17 protein-coding genes and 1 pseudogene are annotated in these 17,413 nt (G+C 70.9%); 4 read left to right on the top strand and 14 right to left on the bottom strand.

Going from position 1 to position 17,413, the window contains the following annotated elements:
* Positions 1 to 8: 8 nt before the first annotated feature.
* From VFO26_RS09330 to pheS, 3 genes are read right to left on the bottom strand one after another with little or no spacing between them, the layout of a single operon-like run.
* Positions 9 to 719, bottom strand: a complete 711-nt coding sequence (locus VFO26_RS09330; RefSeq protein WP_325114687.1) for a hypothetical protein — start codon at positions 717 to 719, stop codon at positions 9 to 11.
* A 36-nt stretch (positions 720 to 755) separates the two neighbouring features.
* The gene (pheT, locus tag VFO26_RS09325; RefSeq protein ID WP_325114686.1) at positions 756 to 3,050 is read right to left on the bottom strand and encodes a phenylalanine--tRNA ligase subunit beta; all 2,295 of its coding nucleotides are present in this window, start codon (positions 3,048 to 3,050) and stop codon (positions 756 to 758) included.
* A 4-nt stretch (positions 3,051 to 3,054) separates the two neighbouring features.
* Positions 3,055 to 4,050: a phenylalanine--tRNA ligase subunit alpha gene (pheS, locus tag VFO26_RS09320; RefSeq protein ID WP_325114685.1), complete on the bottom strand. Its 996-nt coding sequence runs from the start codon at positions 4,048 to 4,050 to the stop codon at positions 3,055 to 3,057.
* 66 nt (positions 4,051 to 4,116) lie between these two features.
* Between pheS and VFO26_RS09315 the strand changes: the two genes are divergently transcribed.
* Both VFO26_RS09315 and VFO26_RS09310 read left to right on the top strand, forming a co-directional pair.
* Complete coding sequence (locus VFO26_RS09315) at positions 4,117 to 4,806, top strand: class I SAM-dependent methyltransferase (protein ID WP_325114684.1); 690 nt, start codon at positions 4,117 to 4,119, stop codon at positions 4,804 to 4,806.
* Entirely contained in the window at positions 4,803 to 5,567 is a 765-nt protein-coding gene (locus VFO26_RS09310) for a class I SAM-dependent methyltransferase (RefSeq protein WP_325114683.1), read from the top strand. Before VFO26_RS09315 ends, VFO26_RS09310 begins: the two co-directional genes overlap by 4 nt.
* 47 nt (positions 5,568 to 5,614) lie before the next feature.
* On the opposite strand, the gene VFO26_RS09305 is transcribed toward VFO26_RS09310, so the two are convergent.
* Positions 5,615 to 6,358, bottom strand: a complete 744-nt coding sequence (locus VFO26_RS09305; protein WP_325114681.1) for an MOSC domain-containing protein — start codon at positions 6,356 to 6,358, stop codon at positions 5,615 to 5,617.
* Positions 6,359 to 6,423: 65 nt separating this feature from the next.
* Between VFO26_RS09305 and VFO26_RS09300 the strand changes: the two genes are divergently transcribed.
* On the top strand, positions 6,424 to 7,059 hold the full coding sequence (locus VFO26_RS09300; protein WP_325114680.1) for a LemA family protein: 636 nt from the start codon (positions 6,424 to 6,426) through the stop codon (positions 7,057 to 7,059).
* Positions 7,046 to 8,932, top strand: coding sequence for a DUF2207 domain-containing protein (locus tag VFO26_RS09295; protein ID WP_325114679.1), 1,887 nt, complete (start codon positions 7,046 to 7,048; stop codon positions 8,930 to 8,932). Before VFO26_RS09300 ends, VFO26_RS09295 begins: the two co-directional genes overlap by 14 nt.
* Positions 8,933 to 8,944: 12 nt before the next feature.
* Here the strand turns inward: VFO26_RS09295 and VFO26_RS09290 are convergent, their stop codons facing one another.
* The 10 genes and pseudogenes from VFO26_RS09290 to VFO26_RS09245 all read right to left on the bottom strand — a co-directional run bounded on the left by VFO26_RS09290 (position 8,945) and on the right by VFO26_RS09245 (position 17,151).
* Positions 8,945 to 9,490: an NUDIX hydrolase gene (locus VFO26_RS09290; protein ID WP_325114678.1), complete on the bottom strand. Its 546-nt coding sequence runs from the start codon at positions 9,488 to 9,490 to the stop codon at positions 8,945 to 8,947.
* A gap of 9 nt (positions 9,491 to 9,499) precedes the next feature.
* The gene (locus tag VFO26_RS09285) at positions 9,500 to 10,195 is read right to left on the bottom strand and encodes an RNA methyltransferase (protein WP_325114677.1); all 696 of its coding nucleotides are present in this window, start codon (positions 10,193 to 10,195) and stop codon (positions 9,500 to 9,502) included.
* A 13-nt stretch (positions 10,196 to 10,208) separates the two neighbouring features.
* Positions 10,209 to 11,198, bottom strand: coding sequence for a DUF2332 domain-containing protein (locus tag VFO26_RS09280; protein WP_325114676.1), 990 nt, complete (start codon positions 11,196 to 11,198; stop codon positions 10,209 to 10,211).
* A gap of 35 nt (positions 11,199 to 11,233) precedes the next feature.
* The gene (gene rplT / locus VFO26_RS09275; protein WP_325114675.1) at positions 11,234 to 11,617 is read right to left on the bottom strand and encodes a 50S ribosomal protein L20; all 384 of its coding nucleotides are present in this window, start codon (positions 11,615 to 11,617) and stop codon (positions 11,234 to 11,236) included.
* Between the two features lie 2 nt (positions 11,618 to 11,619).
* A pseudogene (locus VFO26_RS09270) lies at positions 11,620 to 11,754 on the bottom strand (large ribosomal subunit protein bL35); the annotation flags it as partial.
* A complete protein-coding gene (gene infC, locus VFO26_RS09265; RefSeq protein WP_414653076.1) occupies positions 11,696 to 12,436 on the bottom strand; it encodes a translation initiation factor IF-3 in 741 nt (246 codons plus the stop codon). The pseudogene VFO26_RS09270 and the gene infC, both read right to left, overlap by 59 nt.
* 152 nt (positions 12,437 to 12,588) lie before the next feature.
* Entirely contained in the window at positions 12,589 to 14,493 is a 1,905-nt protein-coding gene (thrS, locus tag VFO26_RS09260) for a threonine--tRNA ligase (RefSeq protein ID WP_325114673.1), read from the bottom strand.
* Positions 14,494 to 14,532: 39 nt separating this feature from the next.
* Entirely contained in the window at positions 14,533 to 15,090 is a 558-nt protein-coding gene (locus tag VFO26_RS09255) for a MarR family winged helix-turn-helix transcriptional regulator (protein WP_325114672.1), read from the bottom strand.
* 424 nt (positions 15,091 to 15,514) lie between these two features.
* Positions 15,515 to 16,621, bottom strand: coding sequence for an alcohol dehydrogenase catalytic domain-containing protein (locus VFO26_RS09250; protein WP_349259068.1), 1,107 nt, complete (start codon positions 16,619 to 16,621; stop codon positions 15,515 to 15,517).
* 77 nt (positions 16,622 to 16,698) lie between these two features.
* Positions 16,699 to 17,151: an STAS domain-containing protein gene (locus tag VFO26_RS09245; protein ID WP_325114671.1), complete on the bottom strand. Its 453-nt coding sequence runs from the start codon at positions 17,149 to 17,151 to the stop codon at positions 16,699 to 16,701.
* Between the last annotated feature and the right edge of the window lie 262 nt (positions 17,152 to 17,413).

Raw genomic sequence — 17,413 nt, 5'->3', positions numbered from 1 at the left:
GCGTCGGCTCAGGCGACTCTGACGGTCGCCCGCATGTTCGCCTTGTGCGGGTCGCACTGCACGACGAGCGTGCCCTTGCGGAGGACGACGCGCCACGTCCTCGTCCCGACGAAGCCGACACCCGTGACCTTCGCGGCGCCGGCTCCGCGCAGACGCGCGTTGTGGATCTTCGACCGGTCACGCGCGACCACCGTGTAGGCGCCGGGGCGGAGGAGCGTCACGCGCTTCCCCGCCGCGGTCTTCAACGAGATCGTCGCGCCGGGCCCCACGGCGAGCGTCAGCCGCGCACCGACCTTTGCCGAAGGGGTCGCCGTCGGTGCCGGTGCGGGAGGGGGCGGCGGTGGAGGCGGTGGAGGCGTGGTAGACGCGCCGACGTCGAAAGCCCCCCGCATCACCGGTGCGTGGGGATCGCACACGAAGGTGTACCGGCCGTCGACGAGCGTCACCTTGAACGTCTGCTCGCCGGTCGTCTCGACGGCGGTCGAGACGTCGACTCCCGGACCACGCAGGTGGAAATTGTGCTCCGCCGAGCGGTCGTCGACCTGGATCTCGAACTCGCCCGGGTCGAGTCTCGTCACCGGCTGACCCTGCGCATCTCGGAGGCTGATCGTGAAGCCGGGGCCGACGGTGCCGAAGAGCTTCGTCTCCTGTGCTCCCGCGACCCCGGCGAGCACGAGCGCTGCGAGCCCGAAGACCCCTACCGTGCGCGAGCGCCTCATGCCCCCTTCGTACGCACGGCCGCGCGGATCGGTTTTCTACGCCCGCAACTCGGCGCCGAGGCGCTCGGCGAGCGCGGCCACGATCGTCGACCGAGACGCGGCGACCTCCTCGTCGGTGAGGGTGCGGTCGGGCGCCTGGAAGACGAGATGGAGCGCGACGGATTTCCGCCCCTCCCCCACCTGGTCGCCGCGGTAGACGTCGAAGACACGCGCCTCCCGCAGCTCGGCACCGCCCGCTTCGCGCGCGACGCCCACGATCGCCGCGGCCTCCACGTCCTCGGAGACGGCGATGGCGATGTCCTGCCGATTGGCCGGGTACGTGATCACGTCCTCGTAGAGGATTCGCTCGGGCAGCGGCGCCATCAGCTCGGCGACATCCAGCTCGAACGCTCCCCACTCACCTTCCAGCAGCGACGGGTGCAGCTCGCCGAGCCAGCCTGCCTCGGTCACCGCGGCCTTCCCCGGGTGGAGGTGGTCGAGGGCCGTACGGGTCACGACGAGCGGGAGGTGGAACGCTTCGTAGACGGTCTCGACCGCCCGGCGGACGGCCTCGAAGCCACCCTCGGCGATCCCCCCCAGGTGCCACCGCTCCTCGGGAAGCTGCCCGTCGGCGGGAAGGTAGACGCGAGCCAGCTCGAAGACGCGAATCCTCTCGTTGCCCGCGTCCACGTTGACCCGTGCCGCCTCGACGAGCCCATGGAGCAGGGTCGTGCGCAGCACGGCGTGGTCACCGCTCATCGGGTCGGGCAGCCGCAGTGCGTCCGGGTTCGGGTCGGAGGGCGTCAGACTCCACGTGTACGCCTCGGCGAAGCCCATGCCGACGAGGACATCCTCGAGTGCCCGCCGGAGCCGCTGCTCCGGCGTGAGGTGGCCGGCGACGGCGCGGCGGAGCGGCATCGTGTGGGGAACGCGGTCGAGGACGACGCGCGCGATTTCCTCCACGAGATCGATCTCGCGCGTGACGTCGCGGGCACGGAACGTCGGCACGGTGACCTGCCACGCATCATCCACCTCGAGCTCGAGGCGCTCCAGGATCGACCGCTGCTCGTCCTCCGGGACGTCGAGCCCGATCAGCCGGCTCGCGTGCTCGGGCCTGAGCTCGACGACGGGTCGCCCGGGTAGGCCGTCGTGGACGTCCACGGAAGCCGTCACCTCCGCGCCGGTGAGGTCGACGAGCAGCCTGCTCGCGAGCGCCGCCGCCGGCTCTGCGGCATGCGGGTCGACGCCCTTCTCCCACTTGTTCGACCCCTCGGTGCGCACGGCGAGGCGCTCGGAGGTGCGGAGGACGCCGATCGGCTCGAAGTTCGCCGCTTCGAGGAGCACCTCCGTCGTCTCGTCGGAGACCTCCGACTCGAGGCCGCCCATGATCGCGGCGAGCGCCACCGGCCGCTCGCCGTCGGTGATCAGCAGGTCGCTCGGGAGGAGTTCGCGCAGCGTGCCGTCGAGCGTGCGGAGCGTCTCGCCCTCGCGCGCGCGGCGCACGACGATCCGGCCCCCCGCGAGGAGAGCGCGGTCGAAGGCGTGCAGCGGGCTCCCCCACACGTGCATCACGTAGTTGGTGACGTCCACGACGTTGGAGATCGAGCGCATGCCCGCGAGATGGAGACGGCTCCGCAGCCACTGGGGCGACGGCCCGACCGCGACGTCCCGGAAGACGCGGCCGATGTAGCGCGGGCAGCCGCCGAGATCCTCGACCCGCACGTCGAGCGAATCGCCGCCCCTGACGGGCGGGTCGTCCGGGTCCGGCGGACGGAGCGCGCCGTCGAGCAGCGCGGCGACCTCGCGCGCGATGCCGACCATGGACAGGAGGTCGGGGCGATTCATCGTCGGGGTCACGTCGAGCACCTGGTCGACGAGGGGCAGCGCCTCGGCCAGCGGCGAGCCCGGCTCGAGGCCGCCCGGCAGCAGCATGATCCCCGCATGGTCGGCGCCGAGGCCGATCTCGTCCTCCGCGAGGATCATCCCGCGCGACATCTGCCCCCGCAGGGGGCGTTCCTCGAGCGGCCCGGGAAAGCCCGGCAGGAGCGCACCGGGGAGTCCCACGGCCACGGTCGCGCCGACCCCGAAGTTCCAGGCGCCGCAGACGATCTGCTGCGGCTCGGGGTTGCCGACGTCGACCTGGCAGAGCTGCAGGCGGTCGGCGTTCGGGTGCGGATCGGCGGACAGCACGCGTCCGACCACGAAGCGACCCAGGTTGTCGCCCTCGTCGGGAACGCCGACGTCGATCACCCGGTCGACCTCGAGCGCCGAGATCGAGAGCCGTCGCGCCATCTCGTGCGCGGTCGCGTCGGTCTCGACGTATTCGCGCAGCCAGGAGAGGGGTACGCGCATCGGGCTAGAACTGCCTCGAGAAGCGAAGGTCGTTGCGCCAGAGCTCCCGGAGGTCCGGGAACTCGTGACGGAGCATGGCGATCCGCTCGAGTCCCCAGCCGAACGCGAAGCCCGAGTAGCGCTCCGCGTCGTAGCCGACGAACTCGAAGAGCTTCGGATCTACCATCCCGGCGCCGCCGACCTCGATCCACCCCGAGTGGCGACAAACCGGACAGCCCGCCCCGTCGCAGACGTGACAGGAGACGTACGCCTCGATCGACGGCTCGGTGAACGGGAAGTAGTGCGTGCGGAACTGCGTCCTCCGACCCTGACCGAACAGCGCCTTGAGGAGGAAGTCGAGCGTTCCCGTGAGGTCGGCGAGGGTGATGCCCTCGTCGACCGCGAGCCCCTCGACCTGATGGAAGACGGGGGTGTGGGTCGCGTCGGGCGTGTCGCGGCGATACACACGGCCGAGCGAGACGATGTAGATCGGCGGCTGCTCCGCCTCCATCGTGCGGATCTGCGACGGCGACGTCTCGGTGCGCAGCAGCGTGTCGTCGTCGATGAAGAGCGAGTGGAGCCGTGAGCGGGCCGGGTGGCCCGGCGGGAAGTTGAGCCCGTCGAAGTTGTAGTGCGTCGTCTCCACCTCGCGCCCGTCGACCACGCGGTAGCCGAGGCCCAGGAAGACGTCCTCCACCTCACGGCGGATCTGTGTGATCAGGTGGAGACGGCCCCGCGGGTAGCCGCCGAGAGGAAGCGTCACGTCGACGCGCTCCTCGCTCAGGCGCCGGTCGAGCTCGGCCCGCTGGAGCTCGGCCTCGCGCGCCGCCACCGCGGACTCGACCCGCTCCCGCGCCGCGTTCAGGGTCATCCCGGTCTCGCGGTCGCGCACCTCGCGCAGGGCGAGCTTGAGCGCGCTCTTGCGACCGAGATACTCGACGCGCACGGCCTCGATCGCGTCGGTCGACCTCGCGGCGGCGACCGCCGCGAGGGCCGCCTGCTCGAGCGCCTCGACGTCCATCGGACGACGAGGGTATCGCCCCGCGTCGGGCAGGGGCGGGATATATCTCGCCCTACGATGAGCTCCGTGAGCGACTACGACGGCTTCGCCTCCATCTACGACCAGTTCGCCGCCGGTATGACGGAGGACGTCCCGTTCTACGTCGCGCTCGCCGAGAAATCACGGGGACCGGTCGTGGAGCTGGCGGTGGGTACCGGACGCGTGGCGGTTCCGATCGCCGAGCAGACGGGCCGGCGGGTGATCGGGATCGACGTGTCGTCGGAGATGCTGGGCCTGGCACGTCGACGCGCAGCGGATGCCGGCGTCGAGCTCGACCTGCGCCAGGGGGACATGCGGGAGCTCACGCTCGAGCAGTCGACGGATCTCGTGATCTGCCCCTTCAGGGCGATGCTCCACCTCCCCGGCCACGACGCGCGGGTGGATTTGATGCGGCGTGTGCGGAGCGTCCTCGTCCCCGGCGGCCGGTTCGCCTGGAACGCGTTCGTGTTCGATCCCGCGATCGCGCAGGAGATCGACGGGGTCTGGCGCGTGGAGCAGGGTGTGAGAAACCGGTCGACGTACGACTACGCCGAGCGGCGGATCGACCTGACGCTCGAGAACGATGCGACCGTCCGGCTCTGGTGGGTCGACCGCGACGAGTGGGAGGCGGCGGTCGCCGAGGCCGGGCTCGAGATCGAGGCGCTGTACGGCTGGTTCGACGGGACACCCTTCGACGAGACGAGCCGTGAGTTCGTGTACGTGACTCGACGGCCGTGAGCGACGACGCGCTCTACGACCGGATTGCCGGGATCTACGACCCCTGGTCGAGGTCGGTGACCGAGGACGTCGACTTCTACGTCGAGGAGGCCGTGGCCTCGGGCGGCCCGGTCGTCGAGCTCGCCGTGGGCACGGGGCGGATCGCCGTCCCGGTGGCACGAGCGGGCGTGCGCGTGATCGGGGTCGACGAGTCGCCCGGGATGCTCGGGCTGGCCCGGCAGTACGCCGAGCGCGAGGCTGTCGGGCACCTCGTCGACCTCCGCGTCGGCGACCTGCGGGAGCCGCCCGTCACGGAGAGCGTCCCGCTGGTCGCCATCCCTTTCCGCTCGCTCCTCCACATGGTGGACGAGGAGCAGAAGCTCCGCGCCCTCTCCGCCGCCGCGGCGCTGCTCGATCCCGACGGCCGGCTCGTCTTCGACGTGTTCGCGCCGAGCGAGGAAGACATCGAGGAGACCGACGGGCTGTGGCTGGAGCGGGAGCCCGGCATCTTCGAGCGCGCGGACTGGGACGCTCGGGAGAGGACCCTCACTCTCACGGTGCGGAGCCACGAGCACGCTGCGACGATGGAGCTGCACTGGCTCTCGGCGCCGGAGTGGAATCACCTCGTCGAGCAGGCGGGCCTCGAGGCCGTCGACCTGTACGGCTGGTTCGACCGGCGGCCGTACGACGGAGGTGAGGACCAGATCTGGGTCTGCCGGCGCCCGCGTGCGAGCGCCGGACGTGCTTCCGGTACTCGACGTCGGTCGGACACCTCAGGCTGAACCCGACCCCGGGGCCGACCCTTCGGGTCGGACATCGGTGACGCCGGCTACACGAGCTCGACGGCGTCGCCCACGCGCACGACGCCCGGCTCGAGCACCTCCGCGTAGACGCCGAGACAGGCCTCCCCGTCGACAGGGCCGCGGCGGTCGAGCAGCTCGCGGAGGACGTCCCGGTCGCGCCGCCCCGTATCCGGGCTGGCCGAGGGAACGGCGCAGCGAGGCGTCGGAACACCGACGAGCAGCGTCGCCTCGCCGGCCCGTACCCGACGATCGCGCCACCGCTCCTCCTCGAGCGCGTCGAGACCGTCGAGCTCGAGCAGCATCCGGAAACGGCGCCCGTCCCCGTCGATCAGGCCGACGGACGAGCGCGAGACAAGGGTCGCCGGGCGCGAGTCGGTCGCCCAGGCGCCGTCGTCTCGCTCGACGAGGGTCAGCGAGCGGCCGACGAGATCGGACAGCGCGTCTGCCCACGGGCCCTCGACCACGTGTCCTCCGACCTCCCGTCCGTACACCGCCACGACCAGCGGCCCCGAGCGCACGACCTCGGCCTCGAGCAGCTCCCCGGAGGGAAGCGTCACCGCGAGCAGCCTCGAATCCGGATCCCACGTCGCCGATGCGCGCACGAGCATGGTGTCCCGCTTGCCGTTGTAGAGCCGGCGAGCGTCGTCGACGAGGAGGAAGCGCCTGTCCTCGCGGGCCCCGTCCGGGCCCAGCACGATCTCCTCCGGATGGTTCAGGCGAAGGCTCTTGACGGGCGTGACGTTGATCCGGGAGACGCGCGCGCTGGCCATCGGGAGGGGCGATGCTACAGGGGCCGGTGGACGCGCCCCTCGCGCGCCGCGTAGGATCGCCCGCGATGCTCTGGATCATCATCCTGCTCGTCGTCGTCGGGCTGATCGTCGTGGCCCTGATCGCGCTCTACAACCGGTTCGTCCGGCTACGGAACCGCGTCGACAACGCGTGGGCCCAGATCGAGGTGCAGCTCAAGCGGCGCTGGGACCTGATCCCGAACCTCGTCGAGACCGTCAAGGGCTACGCAGAGCACGAGCGCGGCACCTTCGAGGCCGTGACCGAGGCGCGCGCCAACGCACAGCGGGCGCAGGGCCCCGCCGAGACCGCGGCGGCCGAGGGGATCCTCGGCCAGGCACTGGGGCGACTGTTCGCCGTCGCCGAGGCCTACCCCGAGCTGCAGGCGGACGAGAACTTCCGCCAGCTGCAGGACGAGCTGGCCGGGACGGAGAACCGGATCGCGGTGTCGCGCCAGGTGTACAACGACACAGTCCTCACGTACAACAACGCGATCCAGACGTTCCCGGGCGTCGTGCTCGCGGGGCCGTTCAACTTCACCAAGCGGGAGTTCTTCGAGACGGACGAGACGCAGCGCGGGGCGCCACAGGTCGACTTCACCCAGGGAGCCGCGCCCACCGCGCCCCCCGCCTCGCCCGCCGAGCCCGGCGCAGGCAGCTCCGGCGCGCCCGGTGGTACGTCCTAGAGGTACTGCGCTCGCGCTCGCGGCGACGGTTCTCGCCGCGCTCACCCTCACCGGGGTCGCGCAGGGCCAGACGTACGAGCTCGTCTCGAGCGACGTCCAGGCGACCGTCCGGCCCAACGGCTCCGTCGCCGTCGACGAGGCCATCACCGTCGCGTTCTCGGGCTCGTTCACCTACGGGTTCCGTGAGATCCCCTACCGCTCCGGAGAGCGGATCGACGAGATCGGCGTGACGGAGAACGGGCGCGCGTTCCAGCCGGGCGCGTCGACCGAGCTCGAGCCCGGCGGCCCTCCCGGGACGTTCGGCGTCGCCGACCTCGGCGGCCGCGTGCGCGTCGTCTGGCGCTTCCAGGCGAACGGCTTCGAGCAGCGCACGTTCCGGATCCACTATCGGATCGCCGGGCTCACGGTCGGCTACGACGACGTCGTCGACGTGAACCTGAAGGTCTGGGGTGACGAGTGGGAGCAACGCCTCGGCCGACTCACGGCGACGATGCTCGGCCCCGGCGACGTGGTCAGGGCCTGGGGGCACCCGGTCTGGGTCAGGGGCGACGTGACGCTCGAGGGGCCGCGGGCCCTGCTGCGCGCGCTCGACGTGGACGCCGGTCAGTTCGTCGAGCTGCGCGCCCTCTATCCGCGCGAGGCCTTCAGCTCGACGGACGGGATGCGCGTCCGCGAGGGGAACGGCCTGGAGCGGATCACGGCCGAAGAATTGGCAGACGCCGAGGCCTACGAGCGCGACAGGGAGCGGATCGACGACGCCAAGGCCCACCCGTGGCGCACGGCGCTGATCCTCCTCGCCCTCGGGGTGCTCCCCGCCCTCGCGATCGTGACGCTGGTCTTCTGGCGCTTCGGGCGCGAGCTCGAGACGGGCTACGACCGCGAGTACGAGCAGGAGCCGCCGACCGACACCGCTCCGGCGCTCGTGCCCACGCTGCTGCGCCAGGGCGGCGAGGCGGGATCCTTCGAGTTCACCGCGACGCTGTTCGACCTGATCCGGCGCGGCCACTACCAGGCCGAGCACGTCACGACGGAGCGGAGCATCTGGGCGGGCCTCCGCACGGAGCGGGTCTCCGACCTCGAGCTCTCGAAGGGCGAACCGGTCGAGCTGACGACGTGGGAGAAGTCGGTCGACTCCGTCGTGAACAACGTGCTCGACGGAGGCAAGCGGCGCCTGTCCGAGTTCCGGGAGGAGATCGAAGGCGAGCGCACCGCGATGGCACCCCGCTTCGAGGGCTTCAAGGCGGCCGCCTCGGGCGAGGTCGCCAACCTCGGCTGGTTCCGCTCGATCGGGCTCGTGCCGCTGGTCGTGGGGATGATCGTCTTCGCGGCGATCGGTGCCCTGCTCGCGTTCATCGCGATCGACGGCTGGCGGACGGTCTACCCCCGCTGGAGCGACGTCGTGCTGCTCGGCGTCGCAGTCGCCGCTTTCGTCAACGCGGCTGTCCTGCTCGGCGCCTCGACGCGCCGAAAGCTCTGGCGCCGCAGAACGAAGGAGGCGGCCCTCGAGGCCGAGCGCTGGGATGCCTTTCGCCGCTATCTGCAGGACTTCCCGCGCCTCCAGGAGGCGCCGCCCGCGACGCTCGAGCTCTGGGAGCGGCTGCTCGTCTACGGGATCGCGTTCGGCATCGCCGACCGCGTGCTGCAGGCGGCGCACATGGCGATGCCGGAGGCGCTGGCGCAGGCGAGCTCGGTCTACTGGATCTCCGGTTACGGCGATCTGGGCGGCGGTGCCTCTGCGATGTCGATCGGCGACCTGGCATCGGGCTTCGGCTCCGCGCTCGCTCCACCCTCGTCGGGCTCGGGCGGAGGCGGCGGGGGCTTCTCGGGCGGCGGGGGCGGCGGTGGAGGAGGAGGCGGCGGGGGGTTCGGTTGAGCGGACGGCTCGTCAGCCGTGACGCGTGGCGAGGAGCGCGAGTGCTACCGCCGCCGCCCACGACATCACCTTGAACTCCCCTGCGAGGAGGGCGTCCTCGACCTCGGCGCGGCTCAGGGTGAGCAGCTCCTGTTCCTCGAGGTCGTCCGCCGCCGGGTCCGCAACGTGCCGCGCGCGCCGGGCCAGGTAGAGGTGGCCGGTCCCGAAGCCGCGGTTGCCGTCGACGACGTAGTGCCCGAGCGCCGTCCAGTCGTCGGCCTCGTGTCCGCTCTCCTCCAGGAGCTCCCGGTGCGCGGTCGCCAGAGGCTCCTCGCCCGGCTCGACGTAGCCGCCGATCGGCGCGAGCGTGCTGCCGCGCACCGCGTACTTCGTCTGCCGGAAGATGAGAAAGCGCTCGTCCCCGTTCAGCGCGACGACGTTGACGTAGTCGCGCGACTCGAGCCACGGCCAGTCCTCGATCACCTGCCCGTCCGGCAGCTCCACGACGTGGGTCTCGACCGAGACCCACGGGCTCAGATCGAGAACGGTGCGACGCGAGCGTGTCCTCCACGGCTGCATCGGAGACCCCTATCCCCGGCCCGACCCGCGCGGGCGCGCGCGGGTGAGCTCGTAGAGCGCAATCGCGCCGGCCGCGGCGACGTTGAGCGACTCCGCCGCGCCGGGCAGCGGGACGGTCACCTCGAGGCAGCCGGCACGCTGCGGCTCCGGCAGACCTTCGCGCTCGGCGCCGAGCAGGAAGGTCACGGGCGGGGAGAGGTCGACCTCGTGCAACGGTGCCCCGCCGTGCGCGGCGAGCGCGACGCACGCGCCGGGGCGTTCGTCCCACCCGACCTGAGGGACGCGGAAGATCGCTCCGACCGACGCCCGCAACGCCTTGGGCGAGAGCGGGTCGGCACACCCGTCGGACAGGGCGACACAGGCGCCGAAAGCGTCTGCCGTACGCACGAGCGTGCCGACGTTCCCTGGGTCGGCGAGATGCCAGAGCGCGAGGCAGGTGTCGCGTGCCTCCGTGGGCAGGTCGCTGCGCCGGTAGACGCCGATCACTCGTCCCGGGTGCGGCAGCATCGACACGCGCGCCAGGAGCTCGGCGTCGACCGTCTCGCCCGCGACCAGCAGGTGGACCGGACGGATTCCCGCATTCCGCGCGGCGTCGACGAGATCCTCTCCCTCGACGGCGAACAAGCCCGTCTCCTCACGGTGCTTCCGCTGGCCGAGGAGCTTGCGCACGAGCTTGAGCGTCTCGTTGTCGCGCGAGGTGATCACGCGCGGGACAGTCTCACAGGCGCCAGTCGAGCCAGTTGCCGTGGGGATCGACGCGTGCGGCGAGCCGCGCAGGGCCGGGCCAGATCCGCAGCTCCAGCTCGAAGTCCCCGTGGGTCGGATCGTCGCCTCCGTGCACGACCGAGACCCAGGCCAGAGGCCGACCGTCCGCGCCCGCCGTGTCGAGAGCCCTCTCGAGCTCGGCCGCCGTCTCCGCGGGGAGGAAGATGGCCGAGAACGTCTCGAAGACGACGGTGAGCGCGTCGGCCGGGCGCTCGTCGAGCAACGCGGGCAGCGATCGCACGAAGTCCCCACGGATCAGCTCCGGCCGCTCCGGCAGCTCCCGAAGCGTCGCGGCGGCAGCCTCGAGGCGCTCGAGGCGTTGGTCGAGACCGGGCCAGAGGAAGCTCCGCAGCAGCAGATACCCGTCGCGCGTCGTCGAGTCGACGGGGGCAAGATCGATCCCTCGGCGGCGTCGCACGACGAGCTCTTCGGCGAGGAGCCCGGCCGGGACGCGACCCCCTCGCTCCTCCACGACGAGCTCGAGACGGGCGTCCTCCGGCCCCCACGGACCGTTCGCGTAGCGGTACCGGTAGCGATCGGCGAGGAGGTTGAGGCCGGCGCTCGGGCCCAGCTCGAGGAGCTCGAGCGGGAGTCGCGTCTCGGCGGCCGCGGCAAGGAGCGCCGGGAGCACGAACGTGCAGCGCTGCACCTCGTTCGTCTGGACACCCTGGGTCGCGACGCGGCGCCGGAGAGCGTCCTGGTGCGCGACCAGCGCGGCGGCGAAGTCCTCCCAGCGCCCGCTCAGCGCGTCGGGCGCCGCCTCGGAGAGCACGAGGTAGTGGACGGCTCCGAACAGCCGGAGCGGCGCATCCCAGGCGTCGTCGTCGCCGAGGATGGGCTCGACCGGCGAGGGGTCGAGCGCGAGGCGCTCGGCCAGCCGGGCGTAGACCGGCGAGCCGAGCGCCTCGAAGTGCTCCGCCTGGCGGCGGAAGACGTCCCGCACGCTCTCGCCGGCTCCGCCAGGCCCGGGTACCTGCCTCAGGCGGCTTCCGCGTCGCCGTCGGTCGAGCCGAGCGCGGCCTTCGCCTGCTCCGCCACCGCCGTGAACGCGGCGGGGTCGACGACGGCGAGATCGGCCAGCGACTTGCGGTCGAGCTCGATCCCCGCCTTGTGGACGCCGTTCATGAACTGGTTGTACGACAGCCCGTTCGCCCGGGCGGCCGCGTTGATGCGGACGATCCAGAGCGAGCGGAAGTTCCGCTTCTTGTTGCGCCGGTCACGGTAGGCGTAGACGAGCGAGTGCTCGACCTGCTCCTTCGCGTAGCGGTAGTGCGTGCTCTTGCGGCCGTAGTAGCCCTTGGCCTGGTCGAGCACCTTGCGGCGCTTCTTGCGCGCGTGGACGGAGCGCTTCACCCTCGCCATCGCTACTTCATCCCCAGGAGCTTCTTCACGGCCTTCACGTCGACCCGCGCGACGGGATGGCTCTTGCCGAAGTCGCGCTTACGCTTCGACGACTTCTTCGTGAGGTTGTGGCTCTTCATCGCGTGGCGGCGCTGGAGCTTGCCCGCCCCGCTCACCTTGAACCGCTTCTTCGCTCCGCTCCCTGTCTTCACCTTCGGCATCTCGTTTCACTCCTGCATTCTTCGTCGGCCCAAGCACCATCACCATGTTCCGGCCGTCGAGTGTGGGCTGCTGCTCGACCGCCCCGAGCTCCTTGACGTCCTCCGCCAGTCGCTCGAGGAGCATCCGACCCCGCTCCGGGTGGAGGTTCTCCCGCCCCCGGAACATGATCGTGACCTTGACCTTCGCCCGCTGGTTGAGGAAGCGGACGACGTGACCCTTCTTGGTCTCGTAGTCGTGGTCGCCGATCTTCGGCCGGAACTTGATCTCCTTGATATTGATCGTCGACTGGTGCTTGCGTGCCTGCTTCGCCCGCTGCTCCTGCTCGTAGCGCCACTTGCCGTAATCCATGACGCGGGCGACCGGAGGGTCGGCCTGCGCCGCCACCTCGACGAGGTCGAGGTTGCGCGCGTACGCGTACTCGAGCGCCTCCTTGGTGTCCTTGATCCCGATCTGCTCCCCGTCCTCGCCCACGAGCCTGACCCGCGGCACGCGGATCTGCTCGTTGATCCGATCCTGCTGGACGACGGGACGCGTCCTGTCCTCGGGACGACGCCGCGGTCTCAAAGGCAGTTCACCAAGCCGAGTCGATCCTCCTTCTTCGTGGAAACGCCACTGCATGCAGCGGCGGCATTCCCTCGTCGGAACCGACTCGGTTGAACCTCGCGCGGCGCGTAGCCGGCGAGGTGAGGGGCGATGCCGCTCCTGCTTTGCAGGCAAGGAACATAGCAGGCCGTCCCCTGTTCGCAAGCAGAAATCCGCAGAACGATCCTTCAGTTGCGCGGCGGCGACTGCTCGGCGATCTCGTCGACCAGCTCCTCCAGAGAGAGCGTCGAGACCCCCTCTCCCCCGCGACGGCGGACGGCCATCGCCTCACGGGTCTCGCGGTCGCCCCAGACGACGACGTACGGCACCTTCTGCAGCTCCGCGTCGCGGATCCGCTTCCCGAGCGTCTCGGCGCGCGCGTCGACCTCCACCCGTACGTCGCTCGCATGCAGGGCGGCCTCGAGCTCGTCGGCAGCACCGTGGTGGCCTTCGGCGACCGGGACGACTCTCACCTGCACCGGCGCGAGCCAGACCGGGAGGGCGCCGGCGTAGTGCTCGAGCAAGAGGCCGATGAAGCGCTCGAAGGAGCCGTAGAGCGCGCGGTGGACGACGAACACGGGATGCTCCCTGTTGTCGGCCCCCATGTAGGTGAGACCGAAGCGCGCGGGCATCTGCGCGTCGAGCTGGATCGTGCCCAGCTGCCACGAGCGACCGAGCGAGTCGTTTGCGTGCAGGTCGATCTTCGGCCCGTAGAACGACCCTTCGCCCTCTCCGACGAAGTACTCGATCTCGTGGCGCTCGAGGGCCGCGATCAGCTTGCTCTCGGTGAAGTCCCACTCCTCGTCCGACCCGAGCTTGTTGTCGGGCCGCGTCGACAGCTCCGCGCGCGGCTCGATCCCGAACAGCCCGTAGAGGTAGCGGAGGTACCCCATCGAGCCGTCGAGCTCCGTGTCGATCTGATCCTCGGCGCAGAAGATGTGCGCGTCGTCCTGGGTCACGTACCGCACGCGGGTCAGCCCGTGCAGGGCCCCGGCGAGCTCGTTGCGGTGCAGCGGCCCGGCCTCGGCGTACCGGACGGGCAGGTCGCGATAGCTGTGCAGCCGCGAGCGGAAGAGAAGCATGTGACCCGGGCAGTTCATCGGCTTGAGGGCATACAGATGCTGCTCGTCCACCGGGATCTGGAACATGTTCTCCCTGAACTTCTCCCAGTGCCCCGACGTCTCCCAGAGGGACTTGTCGTAGATGATCGGGGTTCGCACCTCGTCGTAGCCCCGTCGCGTGTTCTCGGAGCGCCGCAGGTCTTCGAGCACGTTGAAGAGCGCCATCCCCTTCGGGTGCCAGAACGGAGAGCCCGGCGAGTGCTCGTCGAAATGGAAGAGATCGAGCTGCGTGCCGAGCCGCCGATGGTCGTTCGCCCGCGCCTGCTCGAGCCGCTCGAGGTGGGCGTCGAGGTCGGCCTGGGTGAAGAACGCCGTCCCGTAGATCCGGGTCAGCTGGGTGTTCTTCTCGTCACCACGCCAGTAGGCGCCGGCCAGGCCCGTCAGCTTGAAGGCCTTGATCGGCCCCGAGTCCTGCAGGTGCGGGCCGCGACAGAGATCGGTGAAGTCGCCCTGCGTGTAGAGCGAGATGTCGCCGTCGGCGGTGTCGACGAGCTCGACCTTGTACGGCTCGGAGGCAGCGAGAAAGCGCTGTCGCGCCTCCTCGCGGCTGACGGAATCGCGACGCCACTCCCGGCCTTCCTCCAGCTCGCGCCGCATCTCGTCCTCGATCGCTGCGAGATCCTCCTCGCGGATCGGCTCCGGGAACTCGAAGTCGTAGTAGAAGCCGTTCTCCACCGGCGGCCCGATCGCGACCTTGACGCCGGGGTGGAGACGGCGCACGGCCTCCGCGAGGAGGTGGGCCGCCGAGTGGCGCAGCACGTACAGCGCGTCCGGGTCCTCGTGGTCGCGGGTGGTGAGGATCTGCAGCGCGGCGCCGTCGGGCACCGGTAGCCGGAGGTCGCGAGGCTCACCGTCCACCCGCGCGAGCACCGCCTGCTCGGCCAGCCTCGGCCCGATCGCCCTGGCGGCGTCGAGAGCGCTCGACCCGTCGGGGAGCTCGAGCGCCGTACCGTCGGGGAGCGTCACGTTCACGTCCCGCGAGGATAGTCGGCGCTGCGCGGCGTCTCCTGTCTACTCGTGCGGCTGCGCCGGGCCCTTGTGGGCGAGCGGGCCGTGGTGGCGCTCGAAGGCGTTCATCAGCCGCCGCAGCAACTCGTTGAGCTCGTGCCGCTCGGCTTCGTCGAGCGCCGTCGCGACGATCGACTCCTTCTCCGCCTGCGACGTCACCGCCCGGTCCCAGAGCGCCTTCCCGTCATCGGTGAGCTCGACGATCACGCCACGCCGGTCGTCGGGGTCGTCGAGCCGCCGGACGAGCCCGCGACGCTCCATGTTGTCGAGCCGGTTCGTCATCGCGCCCGTGGACAGGCCGAGGTGCTTGGCGAGCTTCCCGGGCTTGCCGCGGTACGGCGGTCCGCCGTAGCGGAGGTACATCATCAGCTTGTACTCGCCGTACGAGAGCTCGAACGCGTCGAGCGTCTCGCGCATCGTGGCGTCGACGTACCGCTCGAGCTTGTAGATCCGCTCTACGACCCCCTCGGTCTCGAGATCGAGATCGGGGAGCTCGCGCGCCCACACCTCGAGGTTGACGTCGACCTGGTCGGGCTCCGTCGCCGGGCGCGTCTTGGCCACACGCGGATTCTCCACCTCGAGTTTCTTGACGTCAAGTGATTCCATGGTGTACCTTCATTCGAAGTAGCTCCACCTAAAGATACTTGACGGAGAGGAGGACGCGCGATGCTCGAGCCACAGGCCACGGAGATCCGTCAGGAGCTGGTCGGCGTCCGGGTGGCGGCTCTCCACCAAGCCGCCCGGCCGTCACACCCCGGCCCGCTCCGGCGAGCCGTGGGCAACGCGTTCGTGCGACTCGGTCTGCTCCTGGGAAGCGACGGCAGCGTCCCGCCGTCGGTCACGCAGCCCGCGTCGTCAGGGGCCCTCGCCGATGCGAGGGCCCCTGAGCCCATCTGGCTCGGCAGTCGCCACACCGCGTTCTCGAGCGAGCTCGATCTCGCCTGGGAGGCCGCGGCGCCGTACGGCATCCGCGTCGACGCGCCGGTCACTCGAAGGCGATCACGCTCCGGATCCCGTCCTGCCGCTCCATCAGCTCGAAACCGCGATTCACGTCGTCCAGAGCGATCCGATGCGAGATGAGCGACATGGCGTCGATCTCGCCCGCCAGCCAGCGATCGACCAGCTGAGGCACCTGCGACCGACCCTTCACGCCTCCGAACGACGAGCCCGTGACCCGCCGGCCGGTGATGAGGAGACGGGGGACGATGTCGAGCGTCTCCCCCTTGCCCGCGACACCGCACATCGTCGCGAGCCCCCACGCCTCCCGCGCCGCCTCGACGGCCTGGCGCATCACGTCCACGTTGCCGGTCGCCTCGAACGTGTAGTCCGCTCCGAAGCCGCCGGTCTCCTCCCTTATCCAGTCGACCGTGTCGTCGCCCGCGACACGTGTCTCCGTCGCGCCGTGGTGGCGAGCCTGGGCGAGCCGCTCCTCGGCGAGGTCGATCGCGACGATGCGCTCCGCGCCCGCAAGGCGTGCGCCGATCACGGCGCCCAGCCCGACGAGGCCGCAACCGAAGACGACGCACGTCGCACCCGGCTGGACGGCGGCGGTGTAGAGCGCCGCGCCGATCCCGGTCGAGAGCCCGCAGGCGAACGGCGCGCAGCCCTCGAGCGGCGCCTCGGGGCTGACCTTCGCAAGCGCGATCTCGGGCATCACGGTGTATTCCGCGAAGGACGACGTGCCCATGAAGTGGCGGAGCTCCTCTGCACCCCGCGACAGCCGGGTCGTGCCGTCCGGGAGGTAGCCGAGGCCCTGCCGGTCGCGGATCGCGACACAGCGGTTCGTCCGGTCGCTCCGGCAATGGACGCACCGGCCGCACTCGGGCGCGAAGAGGGTGATCACGTGGTCGCCGGGCCGGACGAGCGTCACGCCCTCCCCCACGCGCTCGACGACGCCCGCTCCCTCGTGGCCGAGCACGCAGGGCGCATAGCCGGTCGGGTCGGCTCCAGAGGCGGTGTAGAGGTCGGTGTGGCAGACGCCGCAGGCCGCGAGCCGCACGAGCGCCTCGCCCGCCCGCGGCTCGGCGAGGTCGACCTCCTGGACGACGAGAGGCCGGCCGAACTCCTCGAGCACGGCGGCGCGCATTCTCACGCCGCGATCCTACTCGGGGGATTGCCCGTGATCGGGCCGGAACCCGCGCCACCTCTCGGGCCGGCCCGCGGCGCAGGTCAGGATGGGAGGGAGACGCCGTTCTTCCTGGAGCCGCTCGCCTGCGTGGCCGCTGCCTGCGACTCCGGCTCGGCGGCCCCGGGCTCGGTCGCTCGGTGGATGGTGTCGATCGCGTCGGCCCGGGTGTGGGCGCGCGGGACGATCCGCGTGATCCCGCTGATGTCGAGCGCGCGCTCGACCACGGTGTTCGGGCCGAGCTCCAGCACCGCCACGCGCCCACGCGCCGACGCCGTCCGGTGCGCTCGGACGATCACGTTGATCACCGAGGAGTCGATGAACGTGGCCCCGTTGAGGTCGAGAATCAAATGCTTGTGGTCGTCGAGGCGCCGCTCCGCCTCCTCGAGCACGCAGGGCGTGGTGGCGAGATCGAACTCGCCTCGAAGGTGGATCGCGACGATCTCGCCCGTCTCCGGGGTCACTGCGACCGTGCCTGGCGAGAACTTCTGGGTCATGCTGCTTCCCTCCGCTGAACCGTTGGACGTTCGCCAGCCTGGACGCCGCCTGGACGCCCAGGCTGGCCCGTTCCGGTTCATGAGGAACGTTCAATGCGCCGGTGGCCAAGGGTTGAGGCCTGCCCACGCGCGGGTCGTGACCCGCAGGCTTGGAGCCTAGCACGGCCGTGAGGCAGAATCCGGATCCGTGCCGGACAGGAACAAGGCGAAGCCCGAGCCCGTCGAGCGCTTGCGCGTCCTGATCGCGAACGAGCTCGACGAG

The organism is Gaiella sp. (assembly GCF_035710885.1).
In the GTDB taxonomy this organism is placed as follows: Bacteria; Actinomycetota; Thermoleophilia; order Gaiellales; family Gaiellaceae; genus Gaiella.
Note: the sequence above shows the minus strand (reverse complement) of the source record. Positions and strands in the feature narration are given on the sequence as shown.